Raw genomic sequence first — 15963 nt, 5'->3', positions numbered from 1 at the left:
ATTCTCGCCCCGTTACGGTTGAGCAGTGGTAAAGGCCGGCCGTCCCGGCGAAGCTTTTTTCGCCAGGACGCCCGCCCCTCAGGCCTCCACGCCCTCCAGCTCGGTGATCATGCTCTCGATGAGCGTGAGGCCGGTCTGCCAGAAGGCCGGGTCGCGGGCATCGAGGCCGAACGGGGCGAGCAGCTCGGAATGGTGCTTGGTGCCGCCCGCCGCCAGCATCTCCAGATACCGCTCGGCGAAACCGTCGGAGGCGTTCTCGTAGACCGCGTAGAGCGAGTTCACGAGGCAGTCGCCGAAGGCATAGGCATAGACGTAGAAGGGCGAGTGGATGAAGTGGGGGATGTAGGTCCAGAAGCTCTCATAGCCGGCGCCGAGATGGATCGCCGGGCCGAGGCTCTCGCTCTGCACCTTCATCCAGATCTCGCCGATGCGGTCGGAGGTCAGCTCGCCCGCGCGCCGCTCGGTGTGGACGTGGCGCTCGAAGGTGTAGAAGGCGGTCTGGCGCACCACCGTGTTGATCATGTCCTCCACCTTCTGGGCCAGCATGATCTTGCGCGCCTGCGGCGTCTCGGCGGCGGCGAGCAGGCGGCGGAAGGTGAGCATCTCGCCGAACACCGAGGCGGTCTCCGCCAGCGTCAGCGGGGTCGGCGCCATGAGCGCGCCCTGGCGGCCGGCCAGCACCTGGTGCACGCCGTGGCCCAGCTCGTGGGCGAGCGTCATCACGTCGCGCGGCTTGCCCTGGTAGTTGAGCAGCACATAAGGGTGCGCGGACGGCACGGTCGGATGCGCGAACGCGCCCGGCGACTTGCCGGGGCGCACCGGCGCGTCGATCCAGGACTTGTCGAAGAAGGTGCGGGCGATGTCCGCCATCTTCGGCGAGAAGGTGCCGTAGGCCGACAGCACGGTGTCCTTCGCCTCGCCCCAGCCGATGTCGCGGGTCGCCACCTTGGGCAAGGGCGCGTTGCGGTCCCAGAACTCCAGCCGCTCCTTGCCGAACCAGCGCGCCTTCAGGGCGTAATAGCGGTGCGACAGGCGCGGGTAGGCGGTGGTGATCGCCGAGACCATGGCGTCCACCACCTCCTGTTCCACCCGGTTGGACAGGTGGCGGGCGGAGGCGACGTCCGGGAAGCCGCGCCAGCGGTCGGAAATCTCCTTGTCCTTCGCCAGCGTGTTGGTGACGAGGGTGAACAGGCGCACGTTCTTGCCCAGCGTGTCGGCGATGGCGAGGCCGGCGGCGCGGCGCACCTCCTCCTTGGGGTCCTGCATCAGGTTCAGCGTCGGCTCGATGGCGAGCTCCTGGCCGTTCACCTGGAAGCGCAGAGAGGAGATGGTCTCGTCGAACAGGCGGCTCCAGGCGCTGCGCGAGGGGCTCGCCTTCTCGTGGAACAGCTGCTCGATCTTGTCGTCGAGCTGGTAGGGCTTGTCCTTCCTCAGGTCCTCGATCCAGGGCCGGTAGTGGCCGAGCGCCGGGTCCGCCATGGCCTGTTCGAGCTTGGCGTCGTCCAGCCGGTTCAGCTCCAGCGTGAAGAACAGGAGGTGGGTCGAGGCGTCCGTCAGGCGCTCCTGGATGTCGCCGTAGAACTTGGCGCGCGCCGGGTCGGAGGTGTCGCCGGCATAGACCAGGCTGCCATAGGAGGCGATGCGGCCCATGAGGTCGTCGATCTCCTCGTAGCGGCGCACGGCGGCGGCGAGCTTGCCCCCGGCGTCGAGGCCGTCGAGCATCGCGGCGAGCTTGCCCTTGTGGTCGGCCTCGAAGGCGAGGCAGGCGGCATCGGACGTCTTCATGTCCTCGGCCAGCGCGGGCGCGTCCATGCCGGCATAGAGGTCGGCGAGGTTCCATTCCGGCAGGTCCTGCGCCGCGGCGGCGGCGGGGACGGCGGCGGGCGCGGCATGGACCGCCCCTCTGATCGCCCCTTGGGGCATGGCACGGAACGGGAAACCGACAAAAGGAACCGACATGGGACCTCCGAAACGGGGCGCTGGGCTGACCTGAAATTGGGTTGCGCGGCGGCGGATGCCAAGGGGCGGTGGTGGGGCGGCGGTGGGACGGGGGGCAGGGCGGCGGATAGAGATGACGCCCCGGGGCGCCTGCGGCACCCCTCGGGAAGCCCTCCAGGAAGCCGCCCAAGGGGCAATGGGGACGGCGGCGATTCGGCCTTCGCCCGTTCCCAGAGGCCCGGGCGCGGCGGAGGCCGCCCCCAGATTCCCCCCAAACAGTACCGCGCCGCAAGGGGTCTCGGCGCAAACGGCGGCGCCTTAGATATCCCTTAACCATCGCCGGCCAAGCTCGCGCGGTATCATCTGCCTCGTTCCAGCCCGGACACCCATGACCGCATCCCTCCTCCTCGTCGAGGACGATCCCGACGAGGCCCGCCGCCTCGCCTCGGCGCTCGCCCATCTCGGTCACCGCACCCTCTGGGTGGAGGACGGCGACGCCGCGCTGGAGCGCATGGCGCGCGAGACGTTCGACGCGGTGCTGCTGGACCTCGTGGTGCCCGGCCTCGACGGCATGGGCGTGCTGCGCGCGCTCGCGGCGCGCGGCGACGACACCCCGGTGATCGTCGCGGTGACGCCCGGCGGCCTCGACGGCGCGGGCTCGGCGATCCGCGCCGGGGCCTGCGACTTCGTGGTGAAGCCGGCCGGCGCGCTGCGCCTCGAGGTGGCGATCGCCAACGCCATGGCCCGCCGACGGCCCGGCGCGGCCCGCGCACCTGCGGCGCCAGGCGGCGCCGAGGTGATCCGCTTCGCGGACCGCATGGCGCCCACCCTCGCGCCGGTCCGGACCGAGGGTCTGGACCTGCTGGACGACGCCGGCCACGTGCGCCCGCTCGACGCGGTGGAAGCCGAGCTGATCCGCTTCGCCTGCACGCTCTACGGCGGCCGCCTGACCGAGGTGGCGCGGCGCCTCGGCATCGGCCGCTCGACGCTCTACCGCAAGCTGGCGGAGATCGATGCCGGCGCTGCCGCCGCGGAAGAGCCGCCGCGGCCCGCGTTCCAGGCCCTCGCCGCCGAGTGAGCGCGAGAGGAGAGCGCGCGCGGCTAACCGTTCTTGCCGGGACCGGGGAACCTCCATCCGCCGCATTTGTTGCCGGTGAGTTACAGACCGATGAAATCCCTGTGCAACGCAAGCTTGTGAGTTGATCGGCCGGCGGCGAAGCGGCACCAACGCTCCTCGCGGGCCATTCGTAAGGAGATCGGACCCATGCGGGTTGAGCTGCTGGGGAATCTGGGGCGTGCGGTGGCGCGCGGCACGCACGTCAAGCGCCTGACGTCCGCCGGCGTGCTCGCGGCGATGCTGGCGGCGGTCCCGGCCGCCGGGCATGCCGAGCAGCCGGACCTTCCCGGCACCGCGGACCTGCCGGCCGGAGCGGCGCAGGCGTCTCCACCCACCACCGTGTTCCGCCCCGGCAGCGTCGGGCCCATGTCCCGGCCTCCGGCCCAGGCCGCATCCCCGGTCCAGGCCGCCCCTTCGGCAGCGGCGCCGGTCACGCATTCCGCCGGCTTCGGCACCTCGACCGCGGTTTCGGGCGTCGACGGCGCCGGCAACGGCGAGGCGCATCGCAGCCCGCCGGCGCCGAGCCTCGCCACACCCGTCCCGTCCGCTCCTGCCGCGCCGGTCCAGCACGTCGCGCCGATCCAGGCCGCCCCCGCCCAAGGCGCCGCGCCGGCGATGGCGGCTCCCGCGCCGGTGGCGCCCGCCCCGTCCCAGAGCGCCGCGCAGCCGGTGCCGGCGACGCCCGTCGCCCAGGCCGACCCGCTCGATTTGGTGGCGGGCGAGATCCGGGCCCTGCTGGTGCACCCGGACGCACTCACCGCCAACAAGTCGTTCCAGGAGGGCCTCGCGACCTTCTACGGCGTGCGGGACGGCCGGCCGGTCTTCGTCGACGCCTCGGGCTTCGATCCGCGCGGCAACGCGGTGATCGCCCGCCTCCGGGCGGCGGAGGAGGACGGGCTCGATCCCGACGATTATGCGGTGCCCCCGCTGCCGCGCCGGTCCGACGCTTTGACCCTGGCGCGCGCCGAGCTGCATCTCGCCGTGGCGGCCCTGACCTATGCGCGCCACGCCCAGGCCGGGCGCTTCGAGCCCTCGCGCATCTCCTCGCTGGTGACGCCCAAGCGCGACATCCCCGACCCGGCGGCGGTGCTCGATGCGCTGGCCGCGGCGCCGGACGCCGATGCGGCGCTCGCCGCCTTCAACCCGCCCCATGCCGGCTACAGGGCGCTGAAGGCGAAGCTGAAGGAGGTGGCGGGCCAGACCACGCCCAAGATCGCCGCCGTGCCCACCGGTCCGCTGCTGCGGCCGGGCGCGAGCGATCCGCGGGTGCCGGCCCTGCGCGTGCGCCTCGGCACCTCGGGCGCCGCGAACGACCTGATCTACGACCAGGCCCTGGTGGACGCGGTGAAGGCGTTCCAGGAATCGAGCGGGGTCTCGCCCACCGGCAATGTGGGCACCTCCACCATCGCCGCGCTCAACAAGGACGCGGGCGGGGGCGGCGGCAGCCTCGCCGCCGACGTGATCGCCAACATGGAGCGCTGGCGCTGGCTGCCGCGCGATTTGGGCGACGCCTATGTGATGGTGAACATCCCGGAGTACCTGGTGCGCATCTACCAGGGCGACAGGAAGGTCCACGAGACCCGGGTGGTGGTCGGCAAGCCGCAGACGCCGACGCCGCTGCTCAGCCGCGACATGCAGTACGTGGTGGTGAACCCGGCCTGGAACATTCCGCCTTCCATCGCCCGCAACGAGATGATGCCGCTGCTGCGCTCCGACCCGAGCGCGCTCGGGCGGCGCGGCATCCAGGTGGTGCGGAACAGCTCGGGCGGCGTCTCCTTCCGCCAGCCGCCGGGCGAGCGCAACGCGCTGGGCCGCATCAAGTTCATGTTCCCCAACGACCATTCGGTCTACCTGCACGACACGCCGTCGCGGTCGCTGTTCCAGAACGACCGCCGCGCCTACAGCCACGGCTGCGTGCGGGTGTTCGAGCCGCTGAAGTTCGGCGAGATGATCTTCACCCTCGGCATGCCGGGCGACACCTGGACCGAGGGCCGCATCGCCAAGATGTTCGGCAGCCAGGAGCGCTACGTGAACCTGAAGCAGCGCTTCCCGGTGCACATCGTCTACTTCAACGCCGTGGTGGACGAGACCGGCCGGCTGCGGGTGCGCGAGGATCTCTACGGCCTCAACGCGCAGGTGAAGTCGATCCTCGGCCTCGAAGGCCGCCGCCGGATGGCCGACAGCCAGACCACCCGAACCCGCTGACGGCTCCGGCCTCGGCTGCGGCCGAGGCCTCCACGCACCCTCCGGCCGAGCCGGAGGGGACGGCGGGGATGCGCGACCGCCGGCCGGCGCCGCCCCGGCGATTCGCCCGTCATCCTGTGGCGTCAATGCCACGGTCAAGCCAAAACCCGATCTGGCACGTTTTCGCCACAGTCCGCCGCTACTCACGACGGCGTGACATGGGGGCGAGGGGCGTAAAGGCGCCCTTAACCGAACCCGACAAGACTCCGATTGCATCGCGCCGCGGCAACAGTCGCGGCATCGACCAGACCTGAGCCTCGGGTTCGAGCCATTGCAGATCCTTCAAGCGCCGCAGCTTTTCCCTCCCCGCCTCGCCGGCGCCATGCGGCGGCTGAAGGTGGCCGGCCTTGGCGCGATGCTGGCAGTGTGCGGCACCACCTCGCTGCAGAATGCGGTGGCCAACGGCGACACCCGGACGCTCCTGATCCACCACACCCACACCGGCGAGAGCGGCACCTTCACCTTCAAGAAGGACGGCCGCTACGACACCGCAATCCTTGAGAAGCTCAACTGGTTCCTGCGCGACTGGCGCACCAACGAGCCCACCAAGATGGACCCCCAGCTGTTCGACATCGTCTGGGAGGTCTACCGCGAGACCGACGCCGCGTCGCCGATCCAGGTGGTGAGCTCCTACCGATCGCCCGCCACCAACGCCATGCTGCGCTCGCGCAGCCGGGGCGTGGCGAAGTCGTCCCAGCACATGCTGGGCAAGGCCATGGACTTCTTCATTCCCGGCGTCGAGCTCGCGCGCCTGCGCGAGGCGGGGCTGAGGCTCCAGCGCGGCGGCGTCGGCTTCTATCCCACCTCCGGCTCGCCGTTCGTGCACCTCGACACCGGCTCGGTGCGCCACTGGCCGCGCATGAGCCACGACCAGCTCGTCCGCGTGTTCCCGGACGGCAAGACCGTCCACGTTCCTTCCGACGGACGTCCGCTGGCCAAGTACGACGTCGCCCTCGCGGAGCTCCAGGCGCGCGGCTCCAGGCCCGGCGTGGCCGTGGCCTCGGCCGACGCCGGCAAGGGGGTGAAGAGCTTCTTCAGCAAGCTGATGGGCCGCAAGGACGACGACGACGACGAGGGTGGCGCGCCCGAGCCGCAGGGTCAGGCCGTGGCCGCCGCGGCACCCGCGCCGGCCGCTTCTCCCGCCGCTCCCGCAGCCGCGGATGCTGCCGGGACGCGTCTTGCGGCGGCGCCGCTGCCGCGCCCGCGGCCGGCGGAGATCGCCAGCGCCGCCATCGTCACCGCCGCTCTCGCCAGCGCCCCGATGCCGCCCGCCCGGCCGGCCGCCCTGGCCCAGGCCAGCGCCGCCACGATCGCTCCCGCGCCAAGGCCTGCGCCTGGCGTGCAGGTGGCGAGCCTTCCGGGAGCGCCGCTGCCCGAGCTGATCACGGGCGAGCCGGCGCGCGGCTCGCTCTACGACGCCCGCGCGGCGCTGGGCTATGCCGCGGCCGGAAATATCGGCCCCGAGGCCTCGCCCCTGCACGGCGGCCTGATCGCGGCCCCGCGCGAGCATGCAGAGCCCGCGGTGCCACCCTCCGCCGTCGCCCGGCTGCGCGAGCGCGGCAAGCCCGCGCCGGCGGCGCCTGCCCGGCGCCCGGCCGCGCCGGTCGAGGTGACGTCCGCCGTCACCTTCGATCGCCTGTTCCTGGCGTCGAGCCTGTCGTCCGACCTGACCTTGCGCCAGCCTGAGCTCCGGGTGTTCACGGCCTTCGTGTCGGCGCCGCAGACCGTGGTGGCGCAGGGCTTCTCGCGTGACGGCAGCTTCGGGCTCAAATCCGGCTTCGTCGGGCCGGCCGTGGTGCCGCTGCCGACCTATGCCTTCCGCGCCGGCGCCATGGCGGTCAGCCAGCGCATGTGAGGCGCCGGCCGGGCCGCAGCCCGGCCTCGCCGGGTCAGGCGAAGATGCCGAGCGCCTGGCAATAGAGGTCGACGATCGCCTCGTGCTCCTTGCGGTCGTCGGCGTCCTCCTTGCGGATCTTCAGGATGGTGCGCAGCGCCTTCACGTCGAAGCCGTTGGCCTTGGCCTCCGCGAACACGTCCTTGATATCGTCGGCGATGGCCTTCTTCTCCTCCTCGAGGCGCTCGATGCGCTCGATCAGGGACTTCAGCTGTTCCTTGGCAAACCCCGCGGGGGCATCTGACACGTCTTCCGCCACCTGGCAGACTCCTCAAACTGTGAGCCGTCGATAGAGGCCCCCCATAGGCGCGCCGTCAAGGATGCGTCCCCGCTTTCCACGCGTGCCCGCCGCAGGGCCGCGCCCCGCTACCCGCTTTCGCCGCGGACGGCGGCGTGCGAGCCTTCCGCCGCCCCACCTACGCGCCTGCCGCAGACGCCCGCCGACCCGACGCCATGAGTGCCCAGCCGCCGCCCCGCCTCGCCTTCGGCATCGCCGCCCTCGTCCTCGGCGCCTTCGCCATGGGCGCCTCCGTCCTGTTCGTGCGGTTCGCCGACGTGGGGCCGTTCGCCAGCGCCTTCTGGCGCGCCGCGCTCGCGCTTCCGGCGCTCGCCGCCTGGGCCGCTCTGTCACACAAGGCGCCGCCGCGCCAGGATCGGGCGCCGAGCCGAACGTCCGGAGCGGTTCCGCGCGCAAGCGTCGCGGCGGGGCTGTTCTTCGCCGGGGACCTCGTCTTCTGGCACCTCGCCATACTCGGCACCAGCGTCGCCAACGCCACCGTCCTCGCCACCACCTCGCCGCTCTGGGTGACGCTCTATGCCGCCCTGGTGCTGCGCGCCCGCGTCTCGGCCCGGAGCCTGGCGGGGCTGGCACTGTGCGCCGCCGGCGCGCTGGCCCTGGTGGGGGAGAGCTGGCAGCTCGACCCGGACCGGCTCGCGGGCGATGCCGCCGGTCTCGTGACCGCCCTGTTCTTCGCCGGCTATTTCCTCGCCATCCGCGCCGCCCGCCGCGATGCCGGCCCCGCCGCCGTGACCCTGGTCTCCACCGCCGTCACCAGCCTCGCGCTGCTGGTGGTGGCGCTGGCGCTGGAGCCCACGCTCTGGCCGGCCTCGGCGACCGGAGCCGCGGCCCTGCTGGCGCTGGCGCTGGTGAGCCAGGTGGGCGGCCTCGGCCTGGTCTCGGTCGGCCTCGCCGCGGTGCCGCCGGTGTTCGGCTCGCTGGTGTTCTTCCTGGAGGTGGTCGCGGCGGCCGCGCTCGGGGCGCTGTTCCTCGGCGAGGGCCTCAGCTTGGTCCAGGCGCTGGGGGCGGCCCTGGTGGTGGCGGGCCTCCTCGTCGCCCGGCCGCGCCCGCCGCCATCCTCGCGCCCCGATGCCGGTCCAGACCGGAGCGCGCACACCGAGCATTGACGCGGCTGCCCAAGGCGGGCACACAAATCCACCCCACACGGCATCGGCAAGGCCGGTGCCGCAGGCGATCTTGAACGGTCATGTGAGCGACCATGGGTCCATCGAACGCGGAATGATGTCGCCCGGCTTCCTCGGCAAAACCCTCTCTGCGCTGCGTGCCGGCCTGCCCCTGGGCCGCCTTGCGATGCGACGCGCTGCGACGCGCCTCATCGCGACGCGCCGCCTTGCCGCGCTGGCGGCCCTGGCGCTCGCGCTGTGGCCGGCGGCGGCGCAGGCGGACTTCCGCCTGTGCAACCGGACCCAGAGCCGCATCGGCATCGCCATCGGCTACAAGGAGGGCGACAGCTGGCTCACCGAGGGCTGGTGGAACGTGAGCGCCAACAGCTGCGAGACGCTGCTGCGCGGCGACCTGCCGGCGCGCTTCTATTACCTTTATGCCGTGGACTACGACCAGGGCGGCGAGTGGGCAGGCAAGGTCCACATGTGCACGCGGGAAAAGGAGTTCACCATCCGCGGCGCCGAGGACTGCCTGGCGCGCGGCTTCGAGCGCACCGGCTTCTTCGAGGTGGACACCCAGCAGCAGAAGTCCTGGACCGTGCAGTTGACGGAGGCGAACCAGTCGAAGCCGCCGCCCCAGGCCGCCGCGCCGCTGCCGCTGCCGCCGCCGAAGAAGCCCTGACGCCGAAGAAGCCCTGACCTGCGCGTCCCGAGGTCGCCGGATGCCGGCGGCGGGTCAGATCTGCCGGCCTTCCACCTTCACGGTGAGCTGATCTTCCAGGTCCTCCGAGCCGTCGATGCGCGGATTGACCGCCCGCGCCCGGCGCACCGCGTCGAGCGCGCGCGTGTCGTCGCCGAGATCGCGGAAGATCAGGGCGAGCCCGTACATGGAGGCGTAGTGGCGCGGCTCGCGGGCGATCACCTCGCGCAGGTCGGCGAGCGCGCCGGCATAGTCGTCCTTCATGTAGCGCAGCGTCGCCCGCTTGCTGATGGCGCCGATATAATCGGGCTCGATCAGGATCACCTGGTCGAGCAGCTCGAGCGCGAGATCGTACTGCTTGGCGTCCGCCGCCGCCAAGGCGCGGGCCATGAGGATGTCGCAGCTGGGCGAGCCGGAATCGGCGAAGATGGCCTCCAGCCGGTCGGCGATCTGCTTGGAGGAGCGCTCGTCCGGCGCCACCTTGAGCGCGGCGAACAGGCCTTCGAGCTGGGTGCGCTTGTCCTTCGGCAGGCGGGGGCGGGGCGCCTCGGCGGCCTTGTCGGACTTATCGGACTTGCCGCCGGCGTTTGGTGCCGGCCCCCCGGTATCGGGCCGCGATTGCGATGGCCCCGGCGACTGGGCGTAGGCCGGTCCGGCCAAGGGTCCGGCCAAAAGGGCCAGCGCCAGCAGGACGCCGGCGCGCCGGGCACCTGTGCGGGCGGGCGCGGTAACGCGAATAGGCGGCACGGTCTCGACACTCATGGAAAAAGTGTCGAGCGTCGGCCGCCTTTCGTCAACGGGCAGAAAGAAGGGGGCGATCCCCGACCGGTCACGATCCGGCGATGCCGGCGTGCGCGGATCAGCCCTGGCGCGCCTTGAAGCGCTTCTGGGTCTTGTTGATGATGTAGACGCGGCCCTTGCGGCGCACCAGGCGATTGTCCCGGTGACGGCCGAGCAGCGACTTCAGCGAGTTGCGGATCTTCATGGTAACCAGCCTTCGGCCGACCGCGGCGCGCATGCCGCGCGGCTCGTCGACACCTTTCTTGATGGATCGAGCGGGCGTGATACGGGGGCGCGCGCGTCCTGTCAATGGCGCGAACCCTCCCCGGGCCGCCTGCGCCGGCGCTCAGGCGCGGTGATAGGGGTGCCCGGACAGGATGGTGACGGCGCGATAGAGCTGCTCGGCCGCCATCACCCGCACCAGCTGGTGGGGGAAGGTCGCGGCGCCGTAGGCCAGAAGCAGCCCGGCGCGGCTGCGCACCTGGCCGCTCAGCCCGTCGGCGCCGCCGATGACCAGGCACAGACAGGACGCACCGTCGTCGCGCCGCTCGCGCACCCAGCCGGTGAAGGCCTCGCTCGACAGGTTCTGGCCGCGCGGATCGAGGATCGCCAGGGCGGCATCGGGCGGGAAAGAAGCCACCAAGGCGGCGCCCTCCTCGGCCATGCGGTCCTCGGGACGGCGGGCGATGGATTCGCCGATCTCCACCATGTCGACCTGGGTGAAGCCCACCTGCCGGCCGCCGGCGCGGGCGCGGTCCAGATAGCGCGTCACGAGCTCGCGCTCGGCCCCGGCCTTCAGCCGGCCGACACAGGCGAGGACGAGACGCACCCCTCTTCCCTGCTCAGGCGCGGGCGGGGCCCGACCACATCTTCTCGATATTGTAGAAGCTGCGGACCTCGGGCTGGAAGATGTGCACGATCACGTCATTCGCGTCGATCAGCACCCAGTCGCAGGCCGGCTGGCCCTCGATCCTGACGCCTTTGACGCCCGCCTGCTTCAGCGCCTCGATGAGGTGCTCGGCGATGGCGCCCACGTGCCGCTGGGAGCGGCCGGAGGCGATCACCATGAAGTCGGCGATGGACGTCTTGCCGCGCAGGTCGATGGAGACGATGTCCTCGGACTTGTCGTCTTCGAGCCGGGCTTTGACGAGGGCGAGCATCTCCTCCGCGTCAAGCGCTTCGGAGAGCGGGGCGGGCGCCATGATCGGGGCGGCCGCCGAAAGAGCCGTCGTGGACAGGGGTCCGGTTCCTCTCGCGTTCGCATGGCCGCGGGTGGCCGCACCCGCGCGCGCATCCATAGAATGCAGGCAAATCAACGAATTTTCAAGGGTTGCTCGATCTCAGGCCGCGGCGGCGGGCGCGCCGCGCTGCCGCAAGGCCCGGATCTGCGTTGAAGACACAGGGGATTTCAGCCCGTGGAGAAATACCCAGGCGGGCGGGGAAAGGTTCGCCAATAGCGGGGCGTCGCTCTCCTCGATGCGGTAGCGCCCGAGCGCCTGGGCGGCGCGCGAGGCGGTGGCGGCGAGGCTGTCGCCCATGCGGTCCACCACCGCGATGGGCACGAGGTCGGCGATCTCGCGCCAGCGCTGCCAGCGGTCGAAGCGCGCCAGGTTGTCGGCGCCCATGATCCAGACGAAGCGCACCTCGCGCATCCGCGCCGTCAGCAGGCGCACGGTCTGGTAGGAATAGCCGAGGCCGTAATCCGCCTCGAACGCGGTGACGTCGATGCGCGGGTGGCGGGCCACGGCGCGGGCGCAGGCCACCCGCGCCTCGACGCTTGGCAGATCGGCGTTGTTCTTCAGCGGGTTGCCCGGCGTCACCAGCCACCACACCCGGTCCAGCCGCAGGCGATGGAGCGCCAGCAGGCTCGCCGCCCGGTGCGCCCCGTGGGCGGGGTTGAAGGAGCCGCCGAACAGCCCCACCCGGAGGCCCGGCGTCGCCAGCGGCAGGCGGCGGGCGGCGCGCCGGCTCAAGGGCTCGATCGGCCGCGCGCGCACCGGAGCGGCGGTCACGGCCGGGTCTGGCCCTGGCCGTGGACGCGGTACTTGAAGGAGGTGAGCTGCTCGGCGCCCACCGGCCCGCGGGCGTGCATGCGGCCGGTGGCGATGCCGATCTCGGCGCCGAAGCCGAACTCGCCGCCGTCGGCGAACTGGGTCGACGCATTGTGCAGGACGATGGCCGAATCCACCTCGCTCAGGAACCGGTCCGCCGACGTCTGGTCCCGGGTGACGATGCTGTCGGTGTGGTGCGAGCCATGGGCGTCGATATGGGCGATGGCCTCGTCCAGGCTGCCCACCACCTTCGCGGCGATGATGGCATCCAGGTACTCCGTATCCCAGTCCTCCGCCGTGGCGGGGCTGACGCGGGGATCGACCGCCTGCACCGCCGCGTCGCCGCGCACCGCGCAGCCGGCGTCGATCAGCATCTCGACCAGCGGCCCCAGGTGGGTCGGCGCCGCGTCCTCGTGCACCAGCAGCGTCTCGGCGGCGCCGCACACGCCGGTGCGGCGCATCTTGGCGTTCAGCACCACGGACTTCGCCATGTCGAGATCGGCGGCCTTGTCGATGAAGACGTGGTTGATGCCGTCGAGATGGGCGAACACCGGCACCCGCGCGTCGGACTGCACCCGGGCGACGAGGCTCTTGCCGCCGCGCGGCACGATCACGTCCACCGTGCCGTCGAGGCCGGCGAGCATGTGGCCCACCGCGTCGCGGTCGGCCACCGGCACCAGCTGGACCGCGTCCGCCGGCAGGCCCTCGGCCGCAAGGCCGGCGACCAAGGCGCGGTGGATGGCGGCGGAACTCCTCAGGCTGTCGGAGCCGCCGCGCAGGATCACCGCGTTGCCGGCGCGCAGGCAGAGCGCGGCGGCGTCCGCCGTCACGTTGGGCCGGCTCTCATAGATCACGCCGACCACGCCGATGGGGGTGCGCACGCGCTCGATGACGAGGCCGTTGGGGCGGGTCCAGCGGTCCACCACCTCGCCCACGGGGTCGGGAAGGGCGGCCACGGTGTCGATGCCCTCGGCCATGGCCTCGATGCGGGCCGGGGTCAGCGTCAGCCGGTCGAGGAACGAGCCGGTCATGCCGGCAGCCTTCGCCGCGGCCACATCCTCGGCGTTGGCGGCGAGGATGTCGGCCGCGCCGGCGCGGATGGCGGCGGCGGCGGCCTTCAGCGCCGCGGTCTTGGCGGCGGGATCGGCGAGCGCCAGCGCGCGCGCGGCGGCGCGGGCCCTGCGGCCCATTTCCAGCATGAACGCGCCGAGGTCGGCCGGCGGCACGGACCGGCCCGCATCGGCGGGGTGGTCGGCTCGGGCGGCGGCGGCGGAAGGCATGGCGGTGTCTCGCAGGGAATGAAGGGGAGGACCCGCTATTGCGGGCCTTACGTCCAAGAACTGCAGATAGGCGATGGGACAGGCGGGCGCAACGGCGGGTGGACGCTTTAGAACTTCGCGTGAAGACGTAACCAAGCTTGATTCAGTACCCCCATTCGTCCCGCTCCGGAGCCAAATTGTCCTCCAGGTGCCCATAGGCGATCGAGAAGAAGATGCAAAGGATGATGGTCTGCAACGTACCGCCGAGGGCCCAGATCAATGACACGAACATCGCCGGGGCGAACGCGACATCCGGCTCGGACCAAGACGGAGGCACCGGCATCTGGAAAGCCGCCGGTTCAGTCCGCAATGCCTCGTTTGGCCGAAAGGACACCAATTGTACCGGGCCGCGAGCGGGCGGCGCGGGCGGAGACAGCGCTTCCACCGGGGCCACAACGGCAACCACCACCATTACGATCGAAATCACTGGAACGAGCATTCCTGCCAGCAGGCGAACCGTATTCCCCCGCCCCATTCGCCAGACATCCGGCCATGGGAGCGCACGTCCGATGGCTCGCGAAGGCAAGCGCAGCGTGAGGCGAGCCGTCATGGCGACCGCGACGAGAATGGCTCCCGCAATGCCAAAGGCTTCAGAAATTGCACCTCCAACAAACTTGGGATCCAAGATCCAATTCAGGAGAGCGGCAATGGAAAGGCCTGCTACGGCTGAGAACAGCGTGACGAAAGTGAGTATCAGAAGGCCGTCGAAGAGGTAGCCGAAAGCGCGCGACCCAAGCCGCCCCATGGTCGCCCGGTCGAAGCCGGCGGGACCCCGCAAAACTTCATTGTGGATGATCAGAAACAGGAACACGGCAAGCCCCGCGTACAGCGCATCTGACCCTATAAAAATGCGCATTTGAGACTTGTTGAATTGTATATTGAAATGAATGAAGAAAGGTAGCGACACTGCCGCTAGTGACTGCATGCCCCATAGAATAAAAAAATAAACCAGAGCCAGCTTCGAATGCTGTCGTAATATGAAACGGAACCAACGCAATGTAAGATTCAATGTCTCCACGACTGGAAGCCTGACATGATATTGCATAGCGATCCCGCCCCAAAAGGCAGTTGGCCAGTTTCTCTGGTTACCGCCTTACGACCAGCAGGTTCGAGAGGTATCTTAAGATGTTACGTCGTGTCTAGAAAACCTATTGGGAATAGATTCAAGCACTGCGGAATGGGTGAATACCCCCTCACCCCGCCCCGAGGGCCAGGTCGTCCCGGTGCACCATCTCGGCGCGGCCCTTGATGCCGAGCAGGGCCTCGATGTCGGCGGTGGAGCGGCCGCGGATGCGCTCGGCGTGGTCGGCGTCGTAGGCGACGAGGCCGCGGCCGATCTCGGCGCCGTCGGGGCCGCGCAGCACCACCGCGTCGCCGCGCTCGAACACCCCTTCCACCCGCACCACGCCGGCCGGCAGCAGGCTCGACCCGCGCCGCAGCGCCGCCACCGCGCCGGCGTCGAGATGCAGCACGCCGCGCGGCTCCAGGGCGCCGCCGATCCAGTTCTTGCGCGCCCGCGCCGGATTGGCGGAGGTGAGGAACCAGGTGCAGCGCCCGCCGTCCAGGATGCGCTTCAGCGGGTTCTTCCCGTGGCCGGAGGCGATCACCATGTGGGTGCCGGCGGCGGTGGCGATCTTGCCGGCCTCGATCTTGGTGCGCATGCCGCCGCGCGACAGCTCCGAGCCGGCGCCCCCCGCCATCGCCTCGATCTCCGCCGTGATGCGCGGCACTACGGGAATGTGCGCCGCGCCGGCATCCTGGGCCGGCGGGGCGGTATAGAGCCCGTCGATGTCGGACAGCAGCACCAGCAGGTCCGCGCTCGCCATGGTGGCGACGCGGGCGGCGAGGCGGTCGTTGTCGCCGTAGCGGATCTCGGTGGTGGCCACCGTGTCGTTCTCGTTGATGATCGGCACGGCGCGGAAATCGAGCAGCCGCGCCAGCGTCGAGCGGGCGTTGAGGTAGCGGCGCCGCTCCTCGGTGTCGCCCAGCGTCAGCAGCACCTGCCCGGCGGTGACGCCCTCGTGGGAGAGGGTCTCGGCCCAGGTGCGGGCGAGCGCGATCTGGCCCACGGCGGCGGCGGCCTGGCTGTCCTCCAGCTTCAGCGGCCCCTTGGGCAGGCCGAGCACGGTGCGCCCGAGCGCGATGGCGCCGGAGGAGACCACCAGCACGTCGCAGCCCTTGGCATGGAGCGCGCCGATGTCCTCCACCAGCGCCGTAAGCCACGGCAGCCGCACCTTGCCACGCGCCGAATCGACGATGAGGGCGGAGCCGACCTTGATGACGATGCGGCGGAAATCGGCGAGGGAGGGGGCGGTCATGGCAGTGGGCACGGGGCTGATGGAATCGGTGCGGCGGGCGGCGCGCCCGTGGCGGGAGCACGGCATAGGCCATCGGAGCGGCGAAGTCCAAGCCCGCCTTGGCCGCGATGACGGCACCCCGCCGGCCGGGAGGCCGCAGCCACGGCCGATGCGGACAGAAAGAGCCGTTGATTCGCCCGCGCACATGCGGTCTTGCCGGAC

Annotated in this window: 15 protein-coding genes; 5 read left to right on the top strand and 10 right to left on the bottom strand. The window is 71.1% G+C overall.

Features of this window, described 5'->3' with window-relative positions; translation table 11 throughout:
- Positions 1 to 78 precede the first annotated feature (78 nt).
- Positions 79 to 1923 (bottom strand): M3 family oligoendopeptidase, encoded by a 1845-nt coding sequence (locus V5F67_RS03065; protein ID WP_394021204.1) that lies wholly within the window; start codon positions 1921 to 1923, stop codon positions 79 to 81.
- 403 nt (positions 1924 to 2326) lie between these two features.
- Between V5F67_RS03065 and V5F67_RS03060 the strand changes: the two genes are divergently transcribed.
- From V5F67_RS03060 to mepK, 3 genes are all read left to right on the top strand, one after another.
- Positions 2327 to 3016 carry a response regulator gene (locus tag V5F67_RS03060; protein WP_394021101.1) on the top strand — a complete coding sequence of 230 codons (690 nt, stop codon included), beginning with the start codon at positions 2327 to 2329 and terminating at the stop codon, positions 3014 to 3016.
- 186 nt (positions 3017 to 3202) lie between these two features.
- Entirely contained in the window at positions 3203 to 5260 is a 2058-nt protein-coding gene (locus V5F67_RS03055) for a L,D-transpeptidase scaffold domain-containing protein (protein WP_394021100.1), read from the top strand.
- 310 nt (positions 5261 to 5570) lie between these two features.
- Positions 5571 to 7154, top strand: a complete 1584-nt coding sequence (gene mepK / locus V5F67_RS03050) for a peptidoglycan L,D-endopeptidase MepK (RefSeq protein WP_394021099.1) — start codon at positions 5571 to 5573, stop codon at positions 7152 to 7154.
- Positions 7155 to 7188: 34 nt separating this feature from the next.
- Here mepK and V5F67_RS03045 read toward each other — a convergent pair whose 3' ends face one another.
- Positions 7189 to 7452: a DUF2312 domain-containing protein gene (locus tag V5F67_RS03045; protein ID WP_394021098.1), complete on the bottom strand. Its 264-nt coding sequence runs from the start codon at positions 7450 to 7452 to the stop codon at positions 7189 to 7191.
- 194 nt (positions 7453 to 7646) lie between these two features.
- On the opposite strand from V5F67_RS03045, the gene V5F67_RS03040 reads away from it, so the two are divergent.
- Together V5F67_RS03040 and V5F67_RS03035 are read left to right on the top strand one after the other, a co-directional pair.
- Entirely contained in the window at positions 7647 to 8597 is a 951-nt protein-coding gene (locus tag V5F67_RS03040; RefSeq protein ID WP_394021097.1) for a DMT family transporter, read from the top strand.
- 184 nt (positions 8598 to 8781) lie between these two features.
- The gene (locus tag V5F67_RS03035; protein ID WP_394021096.1) at positions 8782 to 9276 is read left to right on the top strand and encodes a DUF1036 domain-containing protein; all 495 of its coding nucleotides are present in this window, start codon (positions 8782 to 8784) and stop codon (positions 9274 to 9276) included.
- Positions 9277 to 9330: 54 nt separating this feature from the next.
- Here V5F67_RS03035 and V5F67_RS03030 read toward each other — a convergent pair whose 3' ends face one another.
- From V5F67_RS03030 to proB, 8 genes are all read right to left on the bottom strand, one after another.
- Positions 9331 to 10056, bottom strand: a complete 726-nt coding sequence (locus V5F67_RS03030; RefSeq protein ID WP_394021095.1) for a tetratricopeptide repeat protein — start codon at positions 10054 to 10056, stop codon at positions 9331 to 9333.
- Positions 10057 to 10153: 97 nt separating this feature from the next.
- The gene (gene ykgO, locus V5F67_RS03025) at positions 10154 to 10279 is read right to left on the bottom strand and encodes a type B 50S ribosomal protein L36 (RefSeq protein ID WP_013167868.1); all 126 of its coding nucleotides are present in this window, start codon (positions 10277 to 10279) and stop codon (positions 10154 to 10156) included.
- Between the two features lie 141 nt (positions 10280 to 10420).
- Positions 10421 to 10903, bottom strand: coding sequence for a 23S rRNA (pseudouridine(1915)-N(3))-methyltransferase RlmH (gene rlmH / locus V5F67_RS03020; RefSeq protein WP_394021094.1), 483 nt, complete (start codon positions 10901 to 10903; stop codon positions 10421 to 10423).
- Between the two features lie 13 nt (positions 10904 to 10916).
- The gene (gene rsfS, locus V5F67_RS03015) at positions 10917 to 11276 is read right to left on the bottom strand and encodes a ribosome silencing factor (RefSeq protein WP_394021093.1); all 360 of its coding nucleotides are present in this window, start codon (positions 11274 to 11276) and stop codon (positions 10917 to 10919) included.
- A 138-nt stretch (positions 11277 to 11414) separates the two neighbouring features.
- Entirely contained in the window at positions 11415 to 12086 is a 672-nt protein-coding gene (locus V5F67_RS03010; protein ID WP_394021092.1) for a nicotinate-nucleotide adenylyltransferase, read from the bottom strand.
- Complete coding sequence (locus V5F67_RS03005) at positions 12083 to 13324, bottom strand: glutamate-5-semialdehyde dehydrogenase (protein ID WP_394021203.1); 1242 nt, start codon at positions 13322 to 13324, stop codon at positions 12083 to 12085. Before V5F67_RS03005 ends, V5F67_RS03010 begins: the two co-directional genes overlap by 4 nt.
- A 223-nt stretch (positions 13325 to 13547) precedes the next feature.
- Positions 13548 to 14462: a hypothetical protein gene (locus tag V5F67_RS03000; protein ID WP_394021091.1), complete on the bottom strand. Its 915-nt coding sequence runs from the start codon at positions 14460 to 14462 to the stop codon at positions 13548 to 13550.
- A 175-nt stretch (positions 14463 to 14637) separates the two neighbouring features.
- On the bottom strand, positions 14638 to 15762 hold the full coding sequence (gene proB / locus V5F67_RS02995; RefSeq protein WP_394021090.1) for a glutamate 5-kinase: 1125 nt from the start codon (positions 15760 to 15762) through the stop codon (positions 14638 to 14640).
- Positions 15763 to 15963 lie beyond the last annotated feature (201 nt).

The sequence above is a fragment of the Xanthobacter pseudotagetidis genome (assembly GCF_043194795.2).
Lineage (GTDB): Bacteria > Pseudomonadota > Alphaproteobacteria > Rhizobiales > Xanthobacteraceae > Xanthobacter > Xanthobacter tagetidis_A.
The sequence above is the reverse complement of the archived record's forward strand: the minus strand, read 5'-3'. Positions and strand labels throughout refer to the sequence as shown.

Excerpts from the sequence above, each read along its gene's own strand:
- V5F67_RS03065 (WP_394021204.1), bottom strand. The coding sequence starts at position 1,923 with ATGCCCCAAGGGGCGATCAGAGGGGCGGTCCATGCCGCGCCCGCCGCC.
- V5F67_RS03060 (WP_394021101.1), top strand. The coding sequence starts at position 2,327 with ATGACCGCATCCCTCCTCCTCGTCGAGGACGATCCCGACGAGGCCCGC.
- V5F67_RS03055 (WP_394021100.1), top strand. The coding sequence starts at position 3,203 with ATGCGGGTTGAGCTGCTGGGGAATCTGGGGCGTGCGGTGGCGCGCGGC.
- V5F67_RS03040 (WP_394021097.1), top strand. The coding sequence starts at position 7,647 with ATGAGTGCCCAGCCGCCGCCCCGCCTCGCCTTCGGCATCGCCGCCCTC.
- V5F67_RS03035 (WP_394021096.1), top strand. The coding sequence starts at position 8,782 with ATGCGACGCGCTGCGACGCGCCTCATCGCGACGCGCCGCCTTGCCGCG.
- V5F67_RS03030 (WP_394021095.1), bottom strand. The coding sequence starts at position 10,056 with ATGAGTGTCGAGACCGTGCCGCCTATTCGCGTTACCGCGCCCGCCCGC.
- ykgO (WP_013167868.1), bottom strand. The coding sequence starts at position 10,279 with ATGAAGATCCGCAACTCGCTGAAGTCGCTGCTCGGCCGTCACCGGGAC.
- rsfS (WP_394021093.1), bottom strand. The coding sequence starts at position 11,276 with ATGGCGCCCGCCCCGCTCTCCGAAGCGCTTGACGCGGAGGAGATGCTC.
- V5F67_RS03005 (WP_394021203.1), bottom strand. The coding sequence starts at position 13,324 with ATGCTGGAAATGGGCCGCAGGGCCCGCGCCGCCGCGCGCGCGCTGGCG.
- proB (WP_394021090.1), bottom strand. The coding sequence starts at position 15,762 with ATGACCGCCCCCTCCCTCGCCGATTTCCGCCGCATCGTCATCAAGGTC.